This window comes from Brevibacterium senegalense, assembly GCF_000285835.1.
Taxonomy (GTDB): Bacteria; Actinomycetota; Actinomycetes; order Actinomycetales; family Brevibacteriaceae; genus Brevibacterium; species Brevibacterium senegalense.
In genome coordinates this window covers 250,915-274,071 of sequence record NZ_HE978603.1, presented here as the reverse complement: position 1 = coordinate 274,071, position 23,157 = coordinate 250,915, and the positions used below count along the sequence as shown (strand labels likewise).

The following is a 23,157-nucleotide window of genomic DNA, read 5'->3' as shown; positions in this document are numbered from 1 at the left end:
GATCCGATGCTATGAGGCGGTAGCGCATGTCTTTCATCTCCAGGTAAGATTATAGACAGTGTCTATAGTTTGATAGCTGCTGTCTGGGTCGACTCGAAGGAATGGTTCCGTGCACGTTCGCGTGGTGGTTGGATTCGTGTTCATGCTGGCCTCAGCGCTCTTCTTCGCCGTGTCCGGCCCGGTGGCCAAGGCTCTCTATGAGATCGGCTGGACGCCCGGGTCGGTGGTGCTGACCAGGCTGAGCGGTGCAGCGCTGATCATGCTGATTCCCACCCTGATCGCCCTTCGCGGACGCTGGGGCGAGGTGCGACGCAGTTGGAGGTCGGTCGCTGCATACGGTGTGGTCTCGATGGCCGGGGTGCAGGCGTTCTTCTTCCTCGCAGTTGAGCATCTCAGCGTCGCCATCGCCGTGCTGCTGGAAGTGATGGGTGCCCCGTTGATCGTTGTTCTCTGGCTGTGGGCGCGCACGCGCCAGCGTCCCGGCGCGGTCACGGGCATCGGCGTCGTCATCTCGCTGATCGGTGTGCTGCTGGTGCTCGACTTCCAGAACTCGTCACTGAGCTGGTTCGGTGTCTTCATGGCTGTCGGCGCGGCGGCGTGCTTCGCGTTCTACTTCCTCACGGCGTCACAGCAAGCCATCGCGATACCACCCATCGCCTTCACCGGACTGGGTATGACTGCGGGCGCGCTCGCCGTGCTCGTCATCAATCTCAGTCACGTCATGCCTGCCCAGTTCGCCAACGCCAGCGTCGACTTCGCAAGCACGCGCATGTCCTGGTTCGTGCCCGCCGTCCTGCTGGTTGTGTTCACCGTGGGGGCGTACGTCTGCGGCTTCATCGGTCTGCGCTACCTCGGAGCCACCGTGGGGTCGTTCGTGAACCTCATCGAAGTGCCCGCCTCTGCAGTCGCCGCATTCATCCTCCTCGGCGAACTCCTCACCCGGCAGCAATTCTTGGGCGGAGGTGTCATCCTCGTCGGGATCGCACTCGTCAAATGGGGTGATCTGTTGGCACAGCGGCGACAGGAGCCTCCCACGAGAGTGCCCCTCCACGAGGACGACGCGGACACCACTCTCGTGACCGGCTCCGGGTCAACGGGATCGATGAGCACCGCAGACAACACGCAGGTGAACGCGGGAAAGACTGTTCCGCCACGATCCGCGTCGACCTGATTCCTCTCGTCGACGGGGCCGGACAAGCAGAGTCTCACCGCCAGCGGTACTCGTACTCCGGCCGGCCGGGGGTCCCGTGCCGCGGCTGCTTGACGACCTGCCGGGTCTCCGCCAGGTGTTCGAGGTAGCGACGCACGGTCACGCGGGAGAGGTCGAGGCGTTCGCCCATCTCCGCCGCCGACAGCGCCGTCTCGGCCTGCCGCATCGCGCTCGAGACGGTCTCGAGCGTCTCTTCGAGAAGTCCCTTGGGCAGACGCGTGCGGGGTGTGGCGCGCAGTGCGCTCATGGCGCGGTCGACCGAGTCCTGTGTCGCCAGGTCGCCGCTGCCGGCCAGGTCGAGGCGGAACTCCCGCTGGTTCTCCAGCTTCTCCCGGAACACCGCGAAGGTGAAGGGCTTGATGAGGTACTGCGAGATCCCGGAGGCCAGCGCGCTCTTGACGACCTGCAGCTGACGCACAGCGGTCACGGCGATGATGCCAACGTCGTGGCCGTGCTGGGTGATGCGCCGTGCGACGTCGAGCCCGTGCGAGTCCCGCAGGTTCATGTCGAGGAGCACGATGTCGACCGGTTGGTCCGCGGCGGCGCACTCCTCGAGCTTCGGCAGGACCTCGTGCCCGCTCTCGCAGCGGCCCACGACGATGAAACCGGGCACCCGGTGGACGTAGTCCGCGTGGGCCTCTGCGGTCATCGGGTCGTCCTCGACGATGAGGACCCGCATGGACGTCGGTTCAGCCTGTTCCGTGTGCATCCGTACCTCCGTCCGTGAGTGGCAGGGTGACGGTGAAGATGGCGCCGCCGTCGGACTCGACGCGCAGGTCGCCGCCCAGGCGCGCGACGGCCTGCCGCACGAGGACCAGCCCATACCCGCGGCCCAGCCGGTCCTGGGAGCCCGACTTCTCTGTCACCCCCAGATGGAAGATCGAGTCGACCGCATCGTCGTCGAACCCGTGCCCGGAATCCGCGATCGTCATGATGAGTTCGCCGTCCGCGGCCGTGAAGTCCGCCCAGACGCGTCTCTCGTCCGAGGCCGTGGCGGCGTCGAACGCGTTGTCCAGGAGGTTGCCGGCGACGGTCACGAGGTCCCGGGCGTCGAGGCTGCCGGGCGGAACCTGGCCGGAGGCGGTGAGGGTCAGCTCGATCCCGCGCTCATGGGCTTGGGCGGCCTTCCCGATCATGAGCGCGGTGATGAACGGCTCGTCGAGCGAATCGACGAAGGCGTCGGTGAGCCGTTGCGCGTCCTGGCGGTCCTGGACGGCGAAGGCCAGGGCCTCGGAGCCCCGCCCGCGCTCGATGAGACTGGCGAGCGTGTGCATCCGGTTCGCGTGCTCGTGCGTCTGTGCGCGCAGGGCCTCGGACAGGGTCCGCATCGTTTCGAGCTCGCCGGTCAGCTCCTGGATGTCCGTGTGGTCCCGGATCGTCGCCACCGCGCCCTCCACCGCGCTGTCCGGGGAACGGCCGTCGTCCGGGTGATCGGCCTTGCTCTGATTGAGGACCAGGACACGGTCACGGGTCAGGTGGACTTCGTCGAAGGCGTCCCGGCCGGAGGTCAGGAGCGTGCGCACGGAGTCCGGCAGCTCCACCTCGTCGAGGGGGACCGGCTGCCCGTCCGAGGCCGCGGGCAGTCCCAGCAGCGTGGCGGCCACGTCGTTGTAGAGGACGATCCGGCCGCCGCCGTCGACCAGGACGAGCCCCTCCCGCAGGGAGTGCAGCGCTGAGTTGTAGAACGCGAAGAGCCGTTTCAGGTGCTCCGGACCGTAGCCCAGCGTCGCACGGCGCAGGTAGCGGCTGAGCCACCAGGAGCCTGCGCCGCCCGCCAGGATGGCGACGCCGGCGATCACGACGATCTGCGGCAGGGAAGCCGCCTGTGCGACGGACAGCGTCTCGAGGGTGACGCCCACGGCGACCATCGCGACGACCGTGGATCCGTCGAAGACCGGCACGATCGCGCGGACGGAGGGACCCAGCGTGCCGGTGTACTGCTCGACCTGGCTGGTGCCGGTCAGTGCGGTGCCGATGCTTCCGATGTAGGGCTCGCCCAGCTGCGCGGGGTCCGGGTGCGTGAAGCGGGTCCGATCGCGGTCCATGATCGTGATGAAGTCGACGTCAGTCGTGTCCAGCAGGTTCGAGGCATAGGGCTGCAGACGTGCGGTGGGATCGGGAGTCTGGGCGGCCTCGGCGACGAACGGTGTGCGAGCGATGGTCTCCGCGATCGCCAGCACCCGGTCGGACGTGGCCTCGTACGAGGCGGTCACGGACCTGCTGTAGATGACGACGCTGAAGGCCAGGCAGAGGGCGACGATGAGTGCCAGCTGGAGGACGAAGAGACGGCGGGCCAGGGATCCGTCCCAGAACAGACGCCGCCGCTGTGCAGGCGCACGCATCGTCCACTCTCCTCGTCCAGTCGGTGACGTCCGCGGTGCGCTTCTCGTGACCCGCGCCTTCGCAGGTTCCCGCGACCAGTATGAACGCAACCGGGACATCGCGATCCTAGTCTGCGACTCTCGTTCCCGTCATCACTTCGGTGTCGCCCGGGTCACAGCAGACGCTGGGCCGGGGCCGCGCCGCCAGCCCAGCCCGCTCAGGGACGAGTGGAAACGAGAGAGGTCACCGACGATGGTCACCGCGAAAGACACGACAGCACCGACGACGAGGGTCACCCCGGTCGAGGAGATCGAAGGGGACCTGCACGACGGCCGTGGGAGGATCGGCACGATCGCCGGCATCCGCTGGCCCTACTACGTGCTCCTCCTGGCCGTCCTCATCGTCGCCGGCTACCTGGGAGCGCTGCCGGACGAGATGATCTCCGGGTTCGCCATCACGATGGTCCTGGGAGGCCTCCTGTGGTGGGTGGGCAGCATCATCCCGTTCATCCGGGACTACGGCGCGCCCACGGTCCTCTGCGTCGTCCTGCCTGCCGTCATCGCCGGCATGGGTCTGCTGCCGGACGCGCTGGTCGAAGCCGCGACGAACTTCACCAGCGGATACGGCTTCATCAACTTCTACATCTCCGCACTCATCGCCGGCAGCATCCTGGGCATGCCGCGGAAGCTGCTGATCTCCGCCGGTGCCCGCTACGGTGTGCCGCTGCTGGGCATGGTCGTGACCGTGCTCGCGAGTATCGGTGCGCTGTCCGCCCTGGTGGGTCGGGGCTTCTTCGACGGCATCTTCTTCATCGCCGCACCGATCATCGGCGGCGGAGTGGGAGCCGGTGCGGTGCCGATGTCGGAGATGTACGCGGCGCAGATGGGCGTGGACGCCGGGGATGCGCTGTCCCAGATCATCCCGGCCGTCATCATCGGCAACATCTTCACGATCATCATCGCAGGCGTCCTCAACGGCCTGGGCAAGAACGGCCGCCAGATGTTCACCGGCTTCAACGGTCAGGGCAATCTGCTCCGGGCGGCGGGCGACAAGGACGAGTACAAGATGCCGGAGCGCTCCACCGCGGCACGCTTCAACGTGCTGATCGTGGGCGTCATCTTCGCGGCGCTCCTCTACACATTGGGTCAGGTCATCGGGCACTTCGTCCCCGCGGTCCACCCCTACGCCTGGACGATTCTGGCCGCCGCACTCATCAAGATCTTCGGCCTGCTCCCGCAGACGTACGAGGACGCGGCATCCGGCTGGTTCTCCTTCGTCGCCGCGGCGTGGACGCCGGCACTGCTGGTGGGCATCAGCTTCGCGTACATCGACGTGAGCGCGGTGCTGGCGCTCATCTCCGACCCGATGTACCTGGTCCTGGTGCTCTGCACGGTCCTCATCGCCGCGCTGGCGGCCGGAGCGTTCGGCTACCTCGTCAAGATGTACTTCATCGAGTCGACGATCTGCGTGGGACTGGGCATGACGGATATGGGCGGTACCGGCGACGTTGCGGTGCTGTCCGCCGCCAACCGGTTCGAACTCATGCCGTTCATGCAGATCTCCAGCCGGTTGGGCGGGGCTCTGGTGCTCCTCATTCTGTCGTTCCTGCTGCCGTTCGTCTGAGGGGATCGGCAGCCACGATGGTCACGGGGGCTGTCCACGAGTGCGGTCGTGGACAGCCCCCGTGTCGTGCGGTGATGCTGGACGACTGGTTCGACCCGGCGTCGTCTACCTCTCGTGCGTCCGCTCTAATGCGTCCTGAGCGAACGCGTCATGGCCGTGGTCGGTGATCGCCTGCAGGGCTCGTGTGAGATCGCCGGAGAGGACCGCGTCCCGCAGGATGCGGTGGCGCTCGACGTTCTGCTCCGGGGTCTCCTGCTCCTGGCGGGTGCGCAGGTTCAGGGACATGCACAGCTTCACCTGCATCGTGAGCAGGTCGTAGGCGGCCATGATCCGTGAGTTGCCGCTCAGGGCGACGAGTGCGGAATGGAAGCGGTGGCTCGCCTCGAGGCGGTCGTGGGGATCGTCCGCGGCCGTGAACGCGCGGTCCAGTCGCGTGAGTGAATCGTCGAGCGGTGTCGAGTCGATCGCCGCCACGTCGTCTGTGTACCGGTAGAGGTGCTCGATCGCCATGCGCTCGAGGCCTTCGCGGAAGGTGAGGATCTCGAAGACATCGCGCGGAGTCAGGGGAGTGACGCTCACGCCGGCCCGAGGCCTGCGGACGACGAGTCCCGCGCCCTCGAGGATCCGCAGCCCCTCGCGCACCGGGGCGCGAGAGACGCCCAGACGTGTGCAGAGCTGCTCCTCGATGAGCCGATCGCCCGGACGCAGCTCGCCACGGAAGACGAGATCACTGATCCGCTGCGCCGCGAGCTCTGCGAGGCTGGGGCTCTCGATGAGCGCGTCAGCGGCCTGCATGCCGGGCGTCGTCGTCGGTGACATGGGGGTCCTCATCTCTCACGTGTTCGACTATTGTAGACAATCGACGGACGAGCCGGGTGCGACGGACGAACCACTGCAGTCGGTCCGTGCCGCACAGGCAGAGTGACGCACACACGAAGAGGTGGACGATGACGCAGGACTCGACCGAGCAGAACTCGACTCAGCAGGACGGAAGCGGGCAGGGCGGGGCGGCCGCGGCCTCGGCGGCGGTGTCAGCAGACCAGCGGACCGCAGGGCCGCTGGCCGGGGTGACCGTGCTGGAAGTGGGCGTTTTCATCGCCGGCCCCTACGCGACGATGCAGCTGGCGGACATGGGGGCGCGGGTCATCAAGATCGAGACGCCCGGGTCGGGGGACTCGCTGCGGGCGTCCGGTCCGTTCCTGGAGGGGCACTCGAGCCCGTTCCTGCGGCTCAACCGCAACAAGGAGTCCATCGTCCTGGACCTCAAGTCCGACGAGGGGAAGGCGGCACTGCGCGCACTCCTGGCGGAGGCGGACGTGTTCGTCGAGAACCTGCGGCCGGGTTCGCTCACGAAGATGGGCTTCGGCTATGACGACCTCAAGGACGAGTTCCCCGGCCTGGTGTACGCATCCGCGTCCGGCTGGGGGCAGGACGGGCCGCTGTCACCGCTGGCCGGACTCGACATCATGGCGCAGGCGCGGTCCGGCCTCATGAGCATCACCGGGTTCCCGGACCAGCCGCCGGCGAAGGTGGGCGTGCCGATCTCCGACCTCACGACGGCCCTGTACATGGCGCTGGGGATCGTGTCCGCGCTGCACGAGCGGAAGGACTCCGGGCGCGGGCAGTACCTGGACGTGTCCCTCTTCGAGTCCGCCGTGTCGCTGGCTGTGTGGGAGGCGGGCAGCTACTTCGGCGCCGGCGTGGTGAGCCGGCCCAACGGGTCCGCGCACCAGGCGCAGGCGCCCTACCAGGCGGTGCTGGCGAAGGACGGCCACGTGACGATCGGTGCGAACGCGCAGGCGACGTGGAAGCGGTTCTGCCAGGCGTTCGACTTCGCGGACCTGGAGGACCACCCGAAGTACGCGGAGCCGTCCCTGCGGATGGAGAACAGGGAGGCTCTCATCGCGGTCATCGAGGACCGACTGCGGGACACGACCGTGGACGAGGTGCTCGAGGAGATGAACCGCGTGGGCGTGCCCGCCGCCCCCATCAACGACTACGAGCAGGTCTTCACTGACGCGCACCTGCATGCGCGCGAGTACTTCTGGCAGGCGCCGCACCCGGAGCTGGGCGAGATCGCGCAGCTGGGCAACCCGATGCGGTTCTCGCGGTCGAGCATGACACGGGGGAACGCGGGGCCTGCGCTGGGGCAGGACACCGAGCGGGTGCTCGCGGAGATCGCGGGGAAGAGTGACGGGGCCGCGGGTGGCGCTGCGCGTGCTGATGAGACGAAGGCGGAGGGCTGACGATGAGTGAGACGACTGGTGGTGCAGTGGCGGACGGTCAGGCGGATGGGTCGGCGGAGCAGCTGCTGACGGAGGTGCGTGGCCGTGCTCTGCACGTCACGTTCAACCGGCCTGAGGCTCGCAACGCAATGACGTTCGCGATGTACCAGGGACTGGCGGACGCGTGCGCGCGTGTGGATGCGGATCCGGACCTGCGCGTGCTGGTACTGCGCGGTGCCGGCGGCCGCGCGTTCGTCGCGGGCACGGACATCGCCCAGTTCCGCGGGTTCACGGGCGCGGACGGTGTCGAGTACGAGAAGACGATCGACGAGATCCTGGGCGCGCTCGCCGCTGTTCAGAAACCCGTCATCGCGGTCATCGACGGCCACTGCGTGGGCGGTGGGCTGGGGATCGCCAGCTGCGCGGACATCCGGATCGCGTCGGAGCGGGCATCGTTCTCCGTCCCGATCGCGAAGACGCTGGGCAACACCTTGTCCGTCAACACGCTGCGACGGCTGGTGCGGGCATTCGGGGAACCGCGGACAACGTCGATGCTGCTCATGGCCCGCAGAGTTGATGCGCAGGAGGCGCTGCTGAGCGGGTTCCTCACGGAGGTCGCCGAGGACCTGGACGAGGCGGCAGAACGGGTCATCGAGCAGGTGGCCGGCGGGGCGCCGCTGACGCAGTGGTCGATCAAGGAGAACCTGCGGCGGCTCAATGCTGCCGGGGGAGAGGTGGACGACTCGGACGTGGTGTCCACCGTCTACGGCAGCGAGGACTTCGCGGGAGCCGTCGAAGCGTTCCTCACGAAGGGCTCCCGGGAGTGGACGGGGACGTGACGGTAGTGACGTGCGGGTAGGAGCGAGTGCGGGCTGCTGTCGCGCTCGCGCATCTACTTCGCACTTCTCTCGCGCGTGCGCCTCTACTTCGCACTTCTCTCGCGCGTGCGCCTCTACCTCGCACTTTTCTCGCCTTGTGCGTGCGAGCATTCCTGTACTTCGCGAGAACTGGTGACCGTGTCCATGATCAGTGAGGAGGAGATCGATGCCTGACATCCTCGATCTGCGCAGTGACACTGCGATCCAGCCCACCGCGGCGATGGTTGACAGCCTGCGCGGGCTGCGCTTCGCGGACGACCTCCTCCAGGAGGACGGCCCGACGAACGCACTCCTGGCACATGTGAGCAGTGAGTTCGGTATGGAGTCGGCGGCGTTGACGCCCTCCGGCACGATGTCGAACCAGATTGCGGTCGCCGTGGTGTCCAGGCCCGGCACCGAAGTGGTCGTGGGCGATGCGTCGCACATCTACAACCTGGAGGGTGGTGGACTCGCGGCGAACTCCGGTGTGCAGGTGCGTGCCGTGGGTGCGGACGCCGGCGACTACCGACTGGAGGAGATCGAAGCGGCGCTGAGGACGTCAGCGCTGCAGGTCTCTCCGACCTCCGCGATCCTCCTCGAATCCACCTACGACCTCAATGCGGGCCATGTGACTTCGCTCGAGAACCTCGCCGCGATCCGTGGACTGGCGGATCGCGCCGGCGCGTTCGTCTACATGGACGGGGCGCGGGTCTTCAACGCGGCGGTCGCACGGGACGTACCGCTGACGGAGATCGCCCGGCATGTGGATGCTGTCCAGATCTGTCTCAACAAGGGACTGGGTGGACCCTTGGGGTCCGTCCTGGTGGGAACGGCGGAGTTCATCGAGGAGGCTCGACTTGTGCGCCAGCGTCTGGGTGGCGGCATGCGGCATACCGGCTTCATCGCGGCACCGGGACTTCTGGGATTCGAAGACTGGCGTGCGAGGATGACGCAGGATCACGCGCATGCGACGGTCCTGGAGGAGGCGTTGAAAGAGCTGTCTGCGGTGCGAGTGGTGAACGCGCCGGTCGAGACGAACATCGTCAGGTTCGAGGTCCAGGGGACGGATGGTCAGGTCGCCGATCTGGAAGCGCGGCTCGCGCGAGCCGGCGTGCGTGTGAAGCCGGTGGGGCATCATCGCTTCCGTGCCGTCACCCATTCGACGCTCTCGCGGAACGACATTGAGTTCTGTGCGTCGACACTGGTCGACGCGATCACGGCGGCGACCGAACAGTGACCGCGTGGGGACGAGTCGTCGCCAGCGTTCACGCAGGACGGGCGCAGAGTCCCGGCAAGAGCGTCGCCATTCGCGTCCGCAGCCAGTCGATCGCGCCAGCGAGGTGGTCGCGCAGTGCGGTCTCGAAGACACCGTCGAACATCGAGTAGGCGGCCTTCGCATCGACCAGGGGGCTTCTCTCGCTCAAGTCCGCGTCGCGGGTGACGATGCGCCAGATCATGTCCTCGAGGCCCCGGTCGATGTCGTAGACGTCCTCGCGCAGCTCGCTCGTCATCGTTGCCCGGCCCAAGGGGGTCATGCTCTCCAACCGGAGCATCGAGACGATGACAGCCCTGACCCTCATGTCCTATCCGTTCACCGGGCGATCGGTGTATCTGGCGATGGCTCCGCTCACGCATGCGGCCGGTGTCCTTCCGCGCGAGCGTGTGGCGCACCTGGTCGTAGCGGATCTCGAGGCACCGGCTGATCCCGTCAAGAACGAGACCGCGGCAGTCTTCGACCTCACTGACCAGTCGACGATCGCCCCGCTGCTGAGCGGATGCGACGGCGTCACCCACCTGGCGGGAATCCCGGTCGACGACGCGAGCACGATCCTGGGAGACGATGTGCGCCCACCCGCAGACGTGCCGCAGGCCGGTGACATGGCCAGTGCGGCGTTCACCCTGCGGTTCCTGTGAGCCGGAGCTGGGGCCTCAGGTGTTCAGCCGGCCGGTCTGGACCCCCTCAGGGTCGCGCAGTTCCAAGAACGTGAGGTCGTCGAAGCCGGCGACCTGCCATTCGTCCGTCGACAGCAGGCCAGTGGATTCCAGGCTGCCGGCCGCGAACGGCGCACGGGCTCAGACGAAGCTGCGGATCATCACACCGGCTGTCTCGAGGGCGGCCCGGATCGAGCGCGCCATCTCGATGGCGCCCGGGGTGTCGCTGTGGACGCAGATGCTCTCCGCACCCAACTCCACGTGCGTGCCGTCCTGCGCGACGAGCACACCCTCCTCGACGAATCGGAGCATGTTCTCGATGATCTGCTGGCCGTCGTGCAGGACCGCGCCCTCCTGCGAGCGGGGGACGAGACGGCCATCCGGCAGGTAGGCCCGGTCCGCGAAAGCCTCCAGCACGACACGCAGCCCCACCGCGGACGCGTGCTCGACCGCAGTGGAACCCGGCATGAGGAGCAGCGCGAGTGACGCGTCGAAGGTCGCGACAGCGTCGATGACGGCCCGGGCCTGCGTGTCATCGTGCATGATCGCGTGCCCCAACGCACCGTGCGGCTTCACGTACGTGACGTCTGTGCCCTGCGTCCGTGCGATGCCGCGGAGTGCACCCAACTGGTAGAGGGTCTCCGCGTACAGGTCCTCGTAGGAGTACGCGATGAATCGTCGTCCGAACCCGGGCAGGTCACGGTAGCCCACGTGCGCGCCCACCGCGATCCCGCGTTCCGCCGCGAGAGCAGTGACCCGGTGCATCGTGCGGGCGTCCCCGCCATGGAAGCCGCAGGCGACGTTCACACTGGTGACGGAGTCGAGGATCCGAGCGTCGTCGCCCATCACCCACGAACCGAACGATTCGGCCGCGTCACTGTTCATATCGATGACCTTCATGCGGTCATCGTGTCACGACGCACTCAGGCGTGTGCGGTGAACTGCCCCGGATGTCTGCCCGATCCCGGGTCGCCCGCGAAGGCCTGCGCGATGAACATCCACTCCGCCGCAGTCTCGCCCTGCGTCTGGATCGCCGTGTCGTCGACGTGCCGCCGCTGCGTGACGATGAGGCAGAAGTCGTCGATGGGGCCCGTGATCCGGTCGGTCGCCTCCTGCGGACCCATGTCCCACAGTCCGCCGTTGGGCGTCTCCAGCTCGACGCGAACCTGTGCCTGGGGGACCGGCAGTCCGCGGACCGCGTAGCTGTTGGCGAAGGCGAGGCAGCCCAACCGTGCCACGTGGGGGAGCGCCGGCGAGGGGTGGGGCTTGATGCTGAGCGAATCGCGGATGTCCTGGCCGTGCGCCCACACCTCCATGATCCGTGCCGTCACCTTCGACGCGAGGCTCATGTCGGGTCCGAACCACGGGACGCGCACCTGCGGGTCCGCTTCGATGACCGCATTGATGAAGTCGCTGGCCTCCCGCGTCCACCAGGACGCAGCATCCGCGCCGCTGCGGGACAGGTTGGCCGGACCGATGCTGTCGACATACTGCGACAGGTCGTCGATCGAGGACTTCACGTGGGCGAACCGCTCCGGTTCCGCCACAGACAGGCGCGCCAGGAAGTCGAAGTGCGCCAGGTGGGTGATCTGGTCGTGGATCGTCCACCCCTCTGCGGGCGTGGGGCGCGACCACTGAGCTTCGTCCAGTGAGGTGAGGATCGCGTGGAGGTTGATCTGCTCCTGTTCGAGGTCTTCTGCGAGCGATCGCACGACCTCGTGCTTGGTCCGTGTGGGCATCATGGCCGGGGTGTACTCCTCAGAGGCGGATCAGTGTGAGCGCCGTTGCCCACACCTCTATCCTGCCAAATCCCGGTCGCACTCGCTCACCCGAACGCAGAGCGGGATCGTTCTCCCAGCTCCTCGTCAGCCGGTGATCTGGCTGTTGGTGCTGAGGGAGTGCCAGGCGCGGTGGTGGTAGACGAGTGGTGGTTGTGCGTCGCGGGTGGGGTCGGAGTGGTGTCCGCCGATCTCGTCGCCTTCGACCATGAAGAGGGTGGCGCCGGTGGCGGGGAGGTGGCCTGTGATGCGGCCGCGGATCCAGGCGGCGGCGTCGCGGAAGACGACGTCGCCGGTGGGGAGTCGGTCCCAGAGGCTGGTGTCGGCGAAGCGGTCGATGCCGCTGGTGGAGCCGAGTTTGGCCAGGTGGAGCTGGTGTGCGCTCAGCAGGTGGACGACGACGTGGGTGGAGCGCAGGAGTGCGGGGGTGCTGGAGGAGCGGACTGAGGCGGAGAAGGCGATGGTGGGTGGGTTGGCGTCGACGGAGCAGACGGAGGTGGCTGTCATGGCGACGGGTCCGTCGCCGGGGTCTGCGGTGACGAGTGCGACGCCTGCGGGGTGGTGGCGGAAGGCGGTGACGAAGCGGTCGGTCAGTGTGGTCTGATCCAATGCTGCGGTCATGCTGGACTCCAATCCTCAGATCATGGCATCTGCTGTGACGCGGGCCATGGCCTCACGCTAAGGACCGCTCCACCGCTCCGCCCCGCAGACTGCAACCAACGATCACAAAAGGTCACAGTGCGACACATGGGTCCGATCGTCAGTGCAGACGACCGGAGCGGGTGATTGCTTGTCGCGCTGACCGCACTGAGTGATGCGCGAGAGGCCTACCCGACGGGAGGCGCCGCCCAATCGGCGAGGAGCTCGTCGTGCGACTCGACCCATTCACGTGCGATGTCATCGGGATCGACGCCGTCGTCACTGCGCGCGATGAAGGTATTCATGTCCTCGGTGGAGAAACTGAGGTTCCGTCAGGCTGCTCGCCCCACCTCAGTCGGCCTCCGCCTTCTGCTGCTTGCGGTACTCGCGGTAGAACGACATGACGAAGATGCCCACGATGATCGCGAGCGTGAGCCACAGTGCGTAGCGGTCGATGACCGTGAGGACGTCGACGGCGGCCTCGCCCAGCTGGTAGCCCAGCGTCGTCCAGATGACCGTGAAGACTAGACAGCCCAGGATGTCCGCGGTGAGGAACAGCCACAGCCGCATCCGCGACCAGCCGGCCACCAGGTACACGAGTGTGCCCGGCACACCGGGACACCGTCCCAGCAGCGTCATGCAGAACAGCGCCCAGTCGGGGATGTTCTTGAGCCTCTGGATGCGGCGCAGCTGGCGCTCGTCCTGGGCGAACAGGCGCAGGATCCCGTCGCCCCACCGGCGGCCAGCCAGCCAGAACGCCCAGTCCAGCTTCGCCATGCCCACGACGCCCGCGAGCACCACCAGCCAGAGGGGGATCTCGCCGATTCGCGCGTACGCCGCAGCTGCCACGACCGCGGTCTTCGCCCCGTTGATGAACTCCTGCAGGACCGGTGCGTTCACCAGCATCCACGGGCGGACCGGCAGGAGCGCCAGGTAGACGAGGGGGACGCCGAAGATGACGAACAGCAGCGCCTTGTCGGTGCGCGTGGCCTTCCCCTGCCACGGCTTGAGCTTGGAGAACGGATTCTCCTCCGGCTGCGCGTCCGCCTCCTCCTCCGCATCATCCGGAGCGTGTTCGTCCAGGGGGCGGTCGTCGCTCATCGAGTGGCTCCTGCGAGGTGGGCGGATCGCGTCCCGTCACGGGTCCGCGGCGATCACTACGGTACCGGAGGTCGTGTGCCGCACTCAGGTGTCCGACTCTCGGGCGGCCGCCACTCAGTAGCATGGGAGGCCGACAGCAGGGCAGACGGGAAGGACGAGGGCGTGGCGGAACGGCCGGGCAGGCGCAGGATCGACGCGGAGCGCAACAGGTCCCGCATCCTGGCTGCGGCCGGTGCGCTGTTTCGGGACGACGAGGCCGCGACCATGCCCGCGATCGCCCAGCGCGCCCAGCTGTCCGTCGCCACCGCTTACCGCTTCTTCCCCAGTCTGAGCGAGCTGCGCGCGGAGTACCTGCGTCTCGTCATCGCAGAACTGGCCGACTACAGCGCCCGCTCGACCGCCACGGGCGCGGACCTGTTCGCGGATGTGCTGGGGGAGTGGCTGCGCCTGCAGAGCTCCTACGGCGACGCGCTCATCCACCTGCGCTCCCGCGAGGGATACCTCACGCGCCTGCGCTCCGGTGACCCCGTCATCACGACCGTCCGCAGTGCCTGGGAGCAACCGATCTCGCACCTGCTCCACGACCTGGGGCTGGACTCGCTCGACATCGAGGACGCCCTCTACCTCCACAACATCCTCTTCGACCCCCGCGAACTGCGCGATCTGCGCGTGCAGCGCGGCTGGTCGGATGCCACGATCGCGGCCCGCGTCACCCGCTCCTACCGCGCCCTGCTGCGGTCCTGGGCCCAGCCGACGGACGACGACGCACCCGAGGCCGCAACCCCCTCCTCTGCCACCCCACCCAGGTGAGGGGGCCGGCGGAGGGGCTGTGGCCTCGGCGGAGCGTTCACTGCAGTGTCTCCCGCTCGCAATCTCTGCGACGCCCGCAGACCTCCGGGCCGTAGTCCGGGGACGTACCGTCGTCCGCATGGTTCGTCACCGCACTCGCGTCTCCTCCGTGGCCGCAGCGACTCTCAGCGTCATGCTCGTCAGCGCGTGCTCGACGGGAGGTGACCCGTCCCCTGAGTCCACCACTGCCGGCGCTCCAACGGATCTCGACGTTGCGGTCGCGACGAATGAGCCATGGGGCACCTACCACCTGGACGACGTCCTGCCCACGGCACAGGACCGCGACATGGAGCTCACCCTCGTCATCCCCGATGAGGCCCCGGCGGACGACGCGCTCGACGAGGACTCGCCGGTCCCCACGCTGACGCTGTCGCAGGCGCAGGAGGAGGACTTCGACCTGCTGGTGGTCAACGGTGCGACGGAATGGCCGGGCGAGGTCGCGCGGTCCATGGACGACGTCCCGCTCATGGCCAGCTCCACCGCCTACATGAACCCGGAGCGCGGCGAGGCTGCGGACCAGCTGGGCGACCGCATCGCCGCCGTGACCGCGCCGTCTCCTGCTGCTGCGGAGACCTTCGCCTCCCACATGGGCATCGACGAGGACGAGGTCCAGGTCGTCGGGATGCCGGAGCTGGACGAACTGCCCGCATGGCAGCCGACCGACCGCACCGTCGCCGTCCTCACCAGCGTCACGCACCCGGATGAGACCGGTGCGGCAGCACCGGGCACTGAGCTGCTCCTGGACATCTCCGAACAGCTCGATTCCCAGGGCTGGGACGTCACCGTGGGCCTGCACCCGCGCGAGGACCCGCAGCTGTGGGACGACTACGCGATCGACGAGGAGGGGTCGGTGCATGCGGCATCCACGGCCTCGGCGGTGGTGGGGATCCCGGGATCCGTCTTCCCGGAGATCGCCGCGCTGGGAGTCCCGATCGTGGGCGTCGAGGACGACGGCCTCGACGTGCCGGACTACCTCACGGACCTCGCCGTGGGCGTCTCCGACCCAGATGAGGGGGTCGAGGCGGTGGAAGAGGCGGCGGAGGAGGGCGCTCCCCATGACGCCGAGGCCGTGGACGCCGCCACAGGTCCCGTGGGCGGTGCCGCCGGACGGCTCGTCGACGCGTGGGAGGCGGGCGCTGCGCAGCCGCAGCCCTGAGCCGTGGCTCGACCCCGGAGAGATCAACCGCGAGCACGATGGCCGAGGCGTCTATCTTCTGGACCCCTCAGGTCACTACCTCGAGCTGATCACCCGGCCCTATCTCTGACCCCGGGTCGGCGCCGCTTCCTCAGTCCTGTGCCGAAGCCTCCGCCTGCGCGGACCCGCCGTCCAGCGCCGTCGCCGGGGCGTTGAACACCTTCCGGTCCAGGTCCTTCGTCTGCGCGGCAACGGTCGCGGTGCCCGTCAGGTCACCGGTGATGTTGAGGCCTGTGTGGGCGACGTCGATGACCGGCCAGATCGCCGCCAGCAGCGGGATGAGGTCCAGCGGCAGACCCAGCGCCTCGAACAGGACGGCGGACATGACGATGCCCGCTCCGCGGACACCGGCGGCACCGATCGACAGCGCCAGGCCCAGCAGGATGATCTGCGCGACCAGGCCCACGGTGATGGGCATGCCGAAGGCATCCGCGGCGAAGATCGAGATGACGCCCAACGCCACCGCGAACCCGTCCATGTTGGCCGTCGCTCCGAAGGGGATGGTGAAGCCGTAGATCTTCCGGGGCACACCCAGGTTGTCCTGCGCGACGCGCATGGAGACGGGGATCGTCGCCGCACTGCTGGACGTCGTCATCGCGAAGACCGTCGACGGCCATGCGTTGCGGTAGAACTTCAGCGGGTTGAGCCGCGCGAACACCGCCAGGATGAGCGGGTAGACGACGACGGCGACCACGACGGCGCCCACGACGTCCGCGACGACGAACTTCGCCGCGGCCCCCAGCATCTCCGTGCCGGTCGTGCCCACGAGCACCGCCAGCAGCGCGAACACACCGTACGGGGACACGTGGATGATCATGGTCGTGAGCTTCAGCATGATCTCTGTGCCCTCGCGGACCAGGGAGAAGGCGCGCGGCAGTCGCTCCTCGCCGATCAGCATCATCGTGACCGCGAAGAGGATCGTGCCGATGATGACGGGGATCATGTCCATCTCCGACATGGCGAGGAAGAAATTGTCCGGGACCCAGCCCAGGAGCTGGTCGGTGACGTTGTACTCCTCAGCAGCGACGTCCTCGGCCTCGAGGGAGGCCAGGTCGAGTCCCAGTCCCGGCCGCAGCAGCAGGGCCATGCCCACCCCGGCAGCAGAGGCGGCCAGCGAGGTGAGGGTCAGGTAGGCGAAGAACCGTGCGCCCACGCTGCCCAGCTCGCGCACCGACTGCATCTGCAGGACGCCGGACAGCAGCGTCGCGATGACGAGCGGCACGACGAGGAACTTGAGCAGCCGCAGGAAGATCTGGCCGATCGGGTCGAGGTACGCGGCGTGCTCCTGCAGCAGGATGCCGGCGAGGATGCCCAGCGCCGCGCCGATGAGGACCTGCGTGTGCAGCTTCTGGCGGAACCACCACTTCATGAGTCGTCTCCTTGTGTCTGGGGTGATGAGGGGGTCAGCGGAGACCCAGCAGGTCGACGGTGAGGGCTCCCTGGGCGATCTGCTCGACCCAGCCTGATTCCTTGTCCTCGCGTGCCTGTGCGGCGGCGAGCACATTCTCGATGCGGTCCTGCGGCACGGCGACGACACCGTCGCGATCGCCCACGATGAGGTCGCCGGTGCGGATCGTCACGCCGTCGATGGTGACGACGCCGCCGATGATGCCGTCGTCGTCCTTCGCCGTGCCCTTGATGGACAGGGCCTTCGCGAAGACGGGGAAGCCCAGCTCGATGATCGTGTCCGCGTCGCGCACCGCGCCGTTGACGACGACGCCGGCGACGCTCTTCTGCTGTGCGGCGGCCGTGAGCACGTCTCCCCAGACGCCGGCCTCCTTCCAGCCGAAGGCATCGACGACGAGGACGTCTCCGGGCTGCGCCTCGAGCAGGGCCAGGTGCAGGGCGCGGTTGTCGCCGGGGCGGGTCAGGACGGTCAGTGCGCGGCCGGCCAGGCGGCGGGTGGGGTCGAGCGGCTTGACCTCGTGGGACAGCGCACCGATCTTGCCCTGGGCCTCGTGGATCGTCGCGGATCCCAGCGCGGCGGCGGTGTCGAGAGTGGTCTGGTCCATCGTGACCTCCTGTGATGGCGCGTGCAGCGCGGCTATAAGTGAGAGTAGAGTCGCAGATAAGAGAGTACTCTATGTCACGTGGGCTGTGTCACCCCCTGTGCGGCCCGCATCGACTGCGCACGAACGAACCAAGGAGCAGCGTGAACCCGGCGATCTCACCCGCACTGCAGCGGATCCGACAGACCTCCTCGCGCCCCGCGGGCGTCCAGCCGCCGGCCGGCACGATCAACCTGTCGATGGGGGAGCCGGACTTCGCCGCGCCCGCCCCCGTCGTCGACGCCCTCCACCGGGCGCTCCTGGACGGGCACACCCACTACGGCGATCTGGGCGGTGACCCTCAGCTGCGGGCACTCGTGGCGGAGCAGGCGACCGCGGTGCGGAACGCGGCCGAGGCCTCGGCGGGCCTGCCTGCGTCCGCCGCCGTGACAGCGGGGCAGGTCTCGATCGGACACGGCGCGACCGGCGTCCTGGCCGCGGCGATCCTGGCCCTCGTGGGGCCGGGCGACCGCGTCGTCCTGCCGGAACCCACGTACTCCCTCTACAGCGACCTCGTCGAGATGGTGGGCGGCGAGGTCGTGTGGGTTCCGCTCGATGCGGACCTGCACGTGGACGTCGAGGCGACCTTGGCCGCGTGCGTGCGTGCGCGGATGCTCATCCTCTGCAACCCCGGCAACCCGACCGGGGCGGTGTTCCCTGCGGCCGCGCTCGCCGCGCTGGGCGAGGGGCTGGCCGGCACGGACACCGTGGTCGTGAGCGACGAGGCCTACGGTGCGTTCACCTACGGCAGCGCCTTCACCTCCGCGCTGGCGGTTCCGCAGCTGACAGAGCGGCTCATTCAGGTCGACACCCTGTCGAAGACGTACGCGCTCACCGGCTTCCGTCTGGGGTGGTCCGTGGCGCCGGAGCCGATCGCGCAGGCGGTCTCGCAGGTGGGGCGCACGATCGCCGGTGCACCCAACGCGGCTGTGCAGAAGGCGGCCATCGCGGCGCTGAGCGCGGGGGAGTCGCTGTATGCGGACATGCGACAGGTGTATGCCGCCCGGCGGGAGATCGTCGTGGAGGAGCTGGGTGCGATCCCGGGCGTCGAGTTCGCGGCACCCGAGGGCGCGTTCTACGCGTTCTTCCGCCACGGCGTCGATCTGCCGTCCGCGGAGGTGCGTACGGCGCTGGCCGATCGCGGCGTGCTGCTGCGGGCCGGCAGCGAGTACGGACCCTCGGGTGAGGGGTACCTGCGGATGTCCTTCGCGGCCTCGGACGATGACATCCGTGAGGGGATCCGCCGGATCGGGCAGGGGCTCGCCGAGCTGCGCGGGTGAGGCGACCCCGAGGGGGAGTGTCACCGTGGCGTGGACCACGTCGTCGCGTCCCCGCGGGGACGGGGTATAGTGATCCACGTTCGCGGATGTAGCTCAGTTGGCAGAGCGTCTGCTTCCCAAGCAGAAGGTCGCGGGTTCGATCCCCGTCATCCGCTCTGGAATGACAGACCCCCAGGTGACCGGCCTGGGGGTCTGTCTTGTTCCGGTCAGTCCGGCTGACCCGCTCGGCTTAGAACCGCTCGACTCTGACCCGCTCGACCCGTGCCCCACCCCGCCCCGCCCGCGCAGGAGGACCCCATGACACTCGAGACGACCACCGCTGCCGCTCGCGCCCACGCCCGCAGCCGCAAGGAGCTCCAGCCGGACGTCAGCGCCCACTCCCTCCTGGTCGTGCGCGACGGTCGCGTGTTCGCGCAGCTGCGCTCCAGTGACGTGGGCGCTGTCCTGGACGCCGCCGGCATCGCCGCCACAGGCTTCCGCGCGGACGCACTGACCGTCGTGCTCGAGGGCGTCATGCCGCTCGTCGACACCAACCCCGTCACGGGTCAGCCGTGGGAGAGCGGCGAGGCTGAGGACGCGTGGCGCCGCCACGACGGCGCCGCCCACGGCTGGGTGACGGAGACCCAGATCCTCGCGACAGCGCTGCGGACGGGCGAGTCCGGGGAGGAGGCATGGGCGCTGCGCGTCGAGGACGACGGCGTTCGATGGGGCGAGAACACCCTCTCGCTGTCCGCCACCGGCCTCACGGAGGAGCTGGCCGCGCGGCTGGCGAACCCGATCGCTGATCCGGCGCGCGTCCCCGATCCGGGCGACCTGCTGACCCCCGGCTTCGCCGGTGACGCGGAGACCGGCCCGTTCCTGCCGGAGGCCGAGGGCGCCCTGCGCCTGGACGCCGGCTGCACGCTCATGTTGGGCAACCGTCTGGGCGAGGCCGGGGACATCCTGCTCTTCGCGGACAGCGAGGACCGCGCGTTCGATCTCCAGGACCAGGGCGTGCCGGGTGAGTGGATCGAACTGCCGGCCGGGGCCTCGGGCAACGACTGAGTCACGGCGGCTGACTCCCGCCGGACGGCGCAACCGGGCTGACTCGCACCGGACGCGCCCCTCCGCGTCTCACCCAGGGGACGCTTCGTGGACGGCCGTGCGAAACGTGTGAGAATCCGTGCTCGTCGGTCCCAGACCGGTACGGACGAGCCTAGGAGCCACCATGACCACCACGACGACGCCCGGATCGCCGGAGCCCGCGTCCCCGTCCGCCGCCCAGGCCGGCCGGACCCCCACCTCGCCGCGCGAGATGCGCACGATCGCCGGTGCCAGCGCGATCGGCACGGGCATCGAGCTGTACGACTTCCTCATCTTCGGTCTGGCCGCAGGCCTGGTGTTCCCGCAGCTGTTCTTCCCGGAGTCGGACCCGCTGGTGGGCTCGCTGCTGTCGTTCATGACCTTCGGTGCGGGCTTCCTGTCCCGCCCGCTGGGCGGCATAGTGTTCGGCCACTTCGGCGACCGGTTCTCCCGGAAGACGATGCTCGTCATCTCGCTGGTCGCCACCGGCGCGTGCACCGTCGCGATGGGCCTTCTGCCCACCTACGCGACGGTGGGCGTGATGGCACCGGCACTGCTCGTGGCGCTGCGCGTCCTGCAGGGCTTCTTCATGGGCGGCGAGCAGTCCGGCGCGTTCCTCATGGTGACGGAGCACGCGCCCCGCGGCCGCAAGGCCTTCTACGGCGCGTTCGTGACCGCAGGCTCGCCGATCGGCAGCATCCTGGGCATCGGCGTCTTCAACATCGTCGCCGTCGCGACCGGCCCCGCGTTCGTCGAATGGGGCTGGCGGATCCCGTTCCTCGCCTCCGCCGTCCTCATCGCGGTGGGCATCTGGGTGCGCTTGGGCATCGCCGAGTCACCCGTGTTCCGCACGATCGCCGCCCGTGACACGGTCAAGAAGCTGCCGCTGGCCTCCGTGCTGGCGACCGCACTGCCGCTGCTGCTGGGCGGCGTGCTGGTGAACCTGGGCTTCAACCTGTTCATCTTCATCGTCAACTCGTTCAGCATGTCCTACGGCACCGAGCATCTGGGCATGGACCGCAACGTCATCCTCATGAGTGGCATGGCCGGCTCCGTGGGCATGCTCATCTCCGTGTTCGTCGCCGGCTGGCTGGCCGACCGTGTGGGCCTCATCAAGGTGATGCTGGCCGGTGCGCTCTTCCAGGTGGTCTGGGCGTTCCCGTACTTCCTGCTGTTCGACACGCGCAATGCCGGACTCATCTACGTCGCGGTCATCGTCGCCTACATCGGCCTCAGCTTCGTGTTCGGCCCCATGGCCGCGTACTACGTGAGTCTCTTCAAGCCCGAGCACCGCTACTCCGGCGTCGCCCTCTCGTACAACCTGGGCGCCGTTCTGGGCGGCGGGCTGTCACCGTCGATCGCCACGTGGCTCATGGGCACGTTCGACGGCAGCAGCACCGCCATCTCCGCCTACATCGCGATCGGCGGCATCCTGTCCGCGATCGGCCTGCTCATCACGGCACCGCAGGTGCGCCGCGCCTCGACCGCCACACTGGGCGACTGACCGCGGCGGTCCCGCCGGACCGCACACGAACGACCGCCGAGGCCGCAGCTGGGACCCAGCTGCGGCCTCGGCGGCGGTGAGGGATGGGGGCGGCCTCCGCGAGGCTCGGGGATCAGTTCGTCCAGGCGGTCAGCGCGACCTCCCGCGCGCGGCGTCCAGCCGGTAGCGGGACTGGAACGCCATGGCCACGGCCATGAGCACGGCGGGCACCACGGTGAAGCCCACGACGAGCGCAGAGATCGCGGAATCGGGCTGGACAGCGGCCTCGCCCGCGGTGCTCGAGACGAACCCGCCCAGCACCAGGGCCGCGGAGTAGAGGTAGGGGCCGATCGCGGTGCCCAGGGCCTCGGTCGCGGTCCACACTCCCGTGTAGCCGCCGGCCTGTGTCTCACCGGCGGCGTCCGCGGCGGCCACCGCGTCGGGAACCATCGAGAACGCGAACAGCTGCAGGCCTGCGAACGCGATGCCCATCGCCGCGACCACGGCAACGGATGCTCCCACCCCCATGCGGGAGGTGAGCAGCAGCAGGACGGATCCCACGACGAAGACTCCCTGCGAGATGAGCAGGCCCCGCTGCTTCCCGATCCGCCGGGAGACGACCATCCACAGGGGGCCGGCGACCACGGCGGGTGCGAGGAACGATCCCATGAAGAGAGCGGTGATGCCGGCATCCTCGTAGACGTACCGGGCGAAGTACGGCAGCGCCGCCATGAAGAGGTGCGTCGTCGTGCCCGTGAAGAGGTAGGACAGCACGAGCATCCGGAAGTCGCGATCCGCCCACGCGACCTTCACATCCGCCATCACGGAGTGCCCGCTGCGGTCTGCGGGCAGGCGGAATCCGCAGGAGTCCGTGAGCGCCCGGACGCCGCGGATCGCCACGAGAGCGGAGACGACCATGACGATGCACAGCAGCGACGCCATGACCGTGTAGTCACCGCGCGCCCCGCCCGTGACGAGGGCCGGCGCCGCCACTCCGGCCCCCAGCAGCCCGATGGTGAGGAACAGCATCCGGAACATGAACACGCGGGTGCGCTCGTCGTAGCCGATCTCGAGGTCGGACGGGGTCGTGAGGTAGGGGACCTGGAACATCGCGAAGAGGAGGTTGCCGACGATGAACCATGCCGCCACCCACAGTGCGGCCGGCGTGCCGTCCAGGCCAGCAGGAACAGTGAACATCGCGACCATCGCCCCGCCCAGCAGGACGCCTCCGAGCATCATGCGCCGGCGGTGCCCCGTCCGCCGGGCCTGCCGATCGGAGTGGGACCCGACCAGCGGGTGGACGACGACGTCGATGATCTTCGGCACGAGCAGCGCGAGCCCGGCGACGGCCGCGGCGACGCCCAGCACGTCGGTGAGGAAGTAGAGGAGCAGGAGCCCCGGCACCGTCACCCAGACGCCCATCCCCAGTGATCCGGTGGCGAACGCGGACAGCGATCCGGCGGACGCGCGGGGCGCAGCGACGGCCTGTGCCGCGGTCATCGTGTGACCTCGCCGTCCCGCGTCGCGCCGGCCGGGGCGGGGCTGGCCGCTGC

Annotated in this window: 22 protein-coding genes and 1 tRNA gene; 12 read left to right on the top strand and 11 right to left on the bottom strand. The window is 68.6% G+C overall.

What is annotated here, in order from left to right:
• Positions 1–109 precede the first annotated feature (109 nt).
• On the top strand, positions 110–1,171 hold the full coding sequence (locus HGBR_RS09000; protein ID WP_147522404.1) for an EamA family transporter: 1,062 nt from the start codon (positions 110–112) through the stop codon (positions 1,169–1,171).
• Positions 1,172–1,205: 34 nt separating this feature from the next.
• On the opposite strand, the gene HGBR_RS08995 is transcribed toward HGBR_RS09000, so the two are convergent.
• Positions 1,206–1,919, bottom strand: coding sequence for a response regulator (locus HGBR_RS08995; RefSeq protein WP_019159009.1), 714 nt, complete (start codon positions 1,917–1,919; stop codon positions 1,206–1,208).
• Complete coding sequence (locus tag HGBR_RS08990) at positions 1,900–3,552, bottom strand: ATP-binding protein (protein WP_019159008.1); 1,653 nt, start codon at positions 3,550–3,552, stop codon at positions 1,900–1,902. Before HGBR_RS08990 ends, HGBR_RS08995 begins: the two co-directional genes overlap by 20 nt.
• A gap of 232 nt (positions 3,553–3,784) precedes the next feature.
• On the opposite strand from HGBR_RS08990, the gene HGBR_RS08985 reads away from it, so the two are divergent.
• Positions 3,785–5,155, top strand: coding sequence for a 2-hydroxycarboxylate transporter family protein (locus HGBR_RS08985; RefSeq protein ID WP_019159007.1), 1,371 nt, complete (start codon positions 3,785–3,787; stop codon positions 5,153–5,155).
• A 105-nt stretch (positions 5,156–5,260) separates the two neighbouring features.
• On the opposite strand, the gene HGBR_RS17260 is transcribed toward HGBR_RS08985, so the two are convergent.
• On the bottom strand, positions 5,261–5,974 hold the full coding sequence (locus HGBR_RS17260; RefSeq protein WP_019159006.1) for a GntR family transcriptional regulator: 714 nt from the start codon (positions 5,972–5,974) through the stop codon (positions 5,261–5,263).
• 128 nt (positions 5,975–6,102) lie between these two features.
• Between HGBR_RS17260 and HGBR_RS17255 the strand changes: the two genes are divergently transcribed.
• The 3 genes from HGBR_RS17255 (at position 6,103) to HGBR_RS17250 (ending at position 9,474) form a co-directional block, all read left to right on the top strand.
• Positions 6,103–7,401: a CaiB/BaiF CoA transferase family protein gene (locus tag HGBR_RS17255; protein WP_019159005.1), complete on the top strand. Its 1,299-nt coding sequence runs from the start codon at positions 6,103–6,105 to the stop codon at positions 7,399–7,401.
• Between the two features lie 2 nt (positions 7,402–7,403).
• Positions 7,404–8,219, top strand: a complete 816-nt coding sequence (locus HGBR_RS08970; RefSeq protein ID WP_051013373.1) for an enoyl-CoA hydratase — start codon at positions 7,404–7,406, stop codon at positions 8,217–8,219.
• A gap of 205 nt (positions 8,220–8,424) precedes the next feature.
• Positions 8,425–9,474, top strand: a complete 1,050-nt coding sequence (locus HGBR_RS17250; protein WP_019159003.1) for a threonine aldolase family protein — start codon at positions 8,425–8,427, stop codon at positions 9,472–9,474.
• A 28-nt stretch (positions 9,475–9,502) separates the two neighbouring features.
• On the opposite strand, the gene HGBR_RS17245 is transcribed toward HGBR_RS17250, so the two are convergent.
• Complete coding sequence (locus tag HGBR_RS17245; RefSeq protein ID WP_019159002.1) at positions 9,503–9,817, bottom strand: class I SAM-dependent methyltransferase; 315 nt, start codon at positions 9,815–9,817, stop codon at positions 9,503–9,505.
• Here HGBR_RS17245 and HGBR_RS20375 point away from each other — a divergent pair.
• Complete coding sequence (locus HGBR_RS20375) at positions 9,798–10,151, top strand: hypothetical protein (RefSeq protein ID WP_019159001.1); 354 nt, start codon at positions 9,798–9,800, stop codon at positions 10,149–10,151. The genes HGBR_RS17245 and HGBR_RS20375 overlap by 20 nt on opposite strands.
• Before the next feature lie 159 nt (positions 10,152–10,310).
• Here HGBR_RS20375 and HGBR_RS08950 read toward each other — a convergent pair whose 3' ends face one another.
• The 4 genes from HGBR_RS08950 to HGBR_RS08930 form a co-directional block, all read right to left on the bottom strand.
• Positions 10,311–11,069: a LamB/YcsF family protein gene (locus HGBR_RS08950; protein ID WP_019159000.1), complete on the bottom strand. Its 759-nt coding sequence runs from the start codon at positions 11,067–11,069 to the stop codon at positions 10,311–10,313.
• Between the two features lie 23 nt (positions 11,070–11,092).
• The gene (locus HGBR_RS08945) at positions 11,093–11,911 is read right to left on the bottom strand and encodes a TIGR03084 family metal-binding protein (protein ID WP_019158999.1); all 819 of its coding nucleotides are present in this window, start codon (positions 11,909–11,911) and stop codon (positions 11,093–11,095) included.
• Between the two features lie 123 nt (positions 11,912–12,034).
• Positions 12,035–12,568: a flavin reductase family protein gene (locus HGBR_RS08940; protein ID WP_019158998.1), complete on the bottom strand. Its 534-nt coding sequence runs from the start codon at positions 12,566–12,568 to the stop codon at positions 12,035–12,037.
• A 369-nt stretch (positions 12,569–12,937) separates the two neighbouring features.
• Complete coding sequence (locus HGBR_RS08930) at positions 12,938–13,687, bottom strand: DedA family protein (protein WP_019158996.1); 750 nt, start codon at positions 13,685–13,687, stop codon at positions 12,938–12,940.
• Between the two features lie 162 nt (positions 13,688–13,849).
• Between HGBR_RS08930 and HGBR_RS17240 the strand changes: the two genes are divergently transcribed.
• Together HGBR_RS17240 and HGBR_RS17235 are read left to right on the top strand one after the other, a co-directional pair.
• Positions 13,850–14,497: a TetR/AcrR family transcriptional regulator gene (locus HGBR_RS17240; protein WP_019158995.1), complete on the top strand. Its 648-nt coding sequence runs from the start codon at positions 13,850–13,852 to the stop codon at positions 14,495–14,497.
• Between the two features lie 148 nt (positions 14,498–14,645).
• Positions 14,646–15,692 (top strand): hypothetical protein, encoded by a 1,047-nt coding sequence (locus HGBR_RS17235; protein WP_019158994.1) that lies wholly within the window; start codon positions 14,646–14,648, stop codon positions 15,690–15,692.
• 130 nt (positions 15,693–15,822) lie between these two features.
• Here HGBR_RS17235 and HGBR_RS17230 read toward each other — a convergent pair whose 3' ends face one another.
• Positions 15,823–17,100 carry a dicarboxylate/amino acid:cation symporter gene (locus HGBR_RS17230; protein ID WP_019158993.1) on the bottom strand — a complete coding sequence of 426 codons (1,278 nt, stop codon included), beginning with the start codon at positions 17,098–17,100 and terminating at the stop codon, positions 15,823–15,825.
• A gap of 34 nt (positions 17,101–17,134) precedes the next feature.
• A complete protein-coding gene (locus tag HGBR_RS08910; RefSeq protein ID WP_019158992.1) occupies positions 17,135–17,743 on the bottom strand; it encodes an RraA family protein in 609 nt (202 codons plus the stop codon).
• A gap of 140 nt (positions 17,744–17,883) precedes the next feature.
• Between HGBR_RS08910 and HGBR_RS08905 the strand changes: the two genes are divergently transcribed.
• From HGBR_RS08905 to HGBR_RS08890, 4 genes are all read left to right on the top strand, one after another.
• Positions 17,884–19,059, top strand: coding sequence for a pyridoxal phosphate-dependent aminotransferase (locus tag HGBR_RS08905; RefSeq protein WP_019158991.1), 1,176 nt, complete (start codon positions 17,884–17,886; stop codon positions 19,057–19,059).
• Positions 19,060–19,141: 82 nt separating this feature from the next.
• A tRNA-Gly gene (locus HGBR_RS08900) sits at positions 19,142–19,214 on the top strand.
• A 142-nt stretch (positions 19,215–19,356) separates the two neighbouring features.
• Positions 19,357–20,103, top strand: a complete 747-nt coding sequence (locus HGBR_RS08895; protein WP_019158990.1) for a hypothetical protein — start codon at positions 19,357–19,359, stop codon at positions 20,101–20,103.
• A gap of 163 nt (positions 20,104–20,266) precedes the next feature.
• The gene (locus tag HGBR_RS08890) at positions 20,267–21,625 is read left to right on the top strand and encodes an MFS transporter (protein ID WP_019158989.1); all 1,359 of its coding nucleotides are present in this window, start codon (positions 20,267–20,269) and stop codon (positions 21,623–21,625) included.
• 129 nt (positions 21,626–21,754) lie between these two features.
• Here the strand turns inward: HGBR_RS08890 and HGBR_RS08885 are convergent, their stop codons facing one another.
• On the bottom strand, positions 21,755–23,104 hold the full coding sequence (locus tag HGBR_RS08885; protein WP_019158988.1) for an MFS transporter: 1,350 nt from the start codon (positions 23,102–23,104) through the stop codon (positions 21,755–21,757).
• Positions 23,105–23,157 lie beyond the last annotated feature (53 nt).

Bases quoted from the DNA above. Each gene is read 5' to 3' on its own strand.
- HGBR_RS08910 (WP_019158992.1), bottom strand. From the start codon at position 17,743: ATGGACCAGACCACTCTCGACACCGCCGCCGCGCTGGGATCCGCGACG.
- HGBR_RS20375 (WP_019159001.1), top strand. From the start codon at position 9,798: ATGACAGCCCTGACCCTCATGTCCTATCCGTTCACCGGGCGATCGGTG.
- HGBR_RS08885 (WP_019158988.1), bottom strand. From the start codon at position 23,104: ATGACCGCGGCACAGGCCGTCGCTGCGCCCCGCGCGTCCGCCGGATCG.
- HGBR_RS17260 (WP_019159006.1), bottom strand. From the start codon at position 5,974: ATGTCACCGACGACGACGCCCGGCATGCAGGCCGCTGACGCGCTCATC.
- HGBR_RS08895 (WP_019158990.1), top strand. From the start codon at position 19,357: ATGACACTCGAGACGACCACCGCTGCCGCTCGCGCCCACGCCCGCAGC.
- HGBR_RS17255 (WP_019159005.1), top strand. From the start codon at position 6,103: ATGACGCAGGACTCGACCGAGCAGAACTCGACTCAGCAGGACGGAAGC.
- HGBR_RS08990 (WP_019159008.1), bottom strand. From the start codon at position 3,552: ATGCGTGCGCCTGCACAGCGGCGGCGTCTGTTCTGGGACGGATCCCTG.
- HGBR_RS08930 (WP_019158996.1), bottom strand. From the start codon at position 13,687: ATGAGCGACGACCGCCCCCTGGACGAACACGCTCCGGATGATGCGGAG.
- HGBR_RS08950 (WP_019159000.1), bottom strand. From the start codon at position 11,069: ATGAAGGTCATCGATATGAACAGTGACGCGGCCGAATCGTTCGGTTCG.
- HGBR_RS17250 (WP_019159003.1), top strand. From the start codon at position 8,425: ATGCCTGACATCCTCGATCTGCGCAGTGACACTGCGATCCAGCCCACC.
- HGBR_RS08945 (WP_019158999.1), bottom strand. From the start codon at position 11,911: ATGATGCCCACACGGACCAAGCACGAGGTCGTGCGATCGCTCGCAGAA.
- HGBR_RS08970 (WP_051013373.1), top strand. From the start codon at position 7,404: ATGAGTGAGACGACTGGTGGTGCAGTGGCGGACGGTCAGGCGGATGGG.
- HGBR_RS08995 (WP_019159009.1), bottom strand. From the start codon at position 1,919: ATGCACACGGAACAGGCTGAACCGACGTCCATGCGGGTCCTCATCGTC.
- HGBR_RS08940 (WP_019158998.1), bottom strand. From the start codon at position 12,568: ATGACCGCAGCATTGGATCAGACCACACTGACCGACCGCTTCGTCACC.
- HGBR_RS17230 (WP_019158993.1), bottom strand. From the start codon at position 17,100: ATGAAGTGGTGGTTCCGCCAGAAGCTGCACACGCAGGTCCTCATCGGC.
- HGBR_RS17245 (WP_019159002.1), bottom strand. From the start codon at position 9,817: ATGAGGGTCAGGGCTGTCATCGTCTCGATGCTCCGGTTGGAGAGCATG.
- HGBR_RS08985 (WP_019159007.1), top strand. From the start codon at position 3,785: ATGGTCACCGCGAAAGACACGACAGCACCGACGACGAGGGTCACCCCG.
- HGBR_RS08890 (WP_019158989.1), top strand. From the start codon at position 20,267: ATGACCACCACGACGACGCCCGGATCGCCGGAGCCCGCGTCCCCGTCC.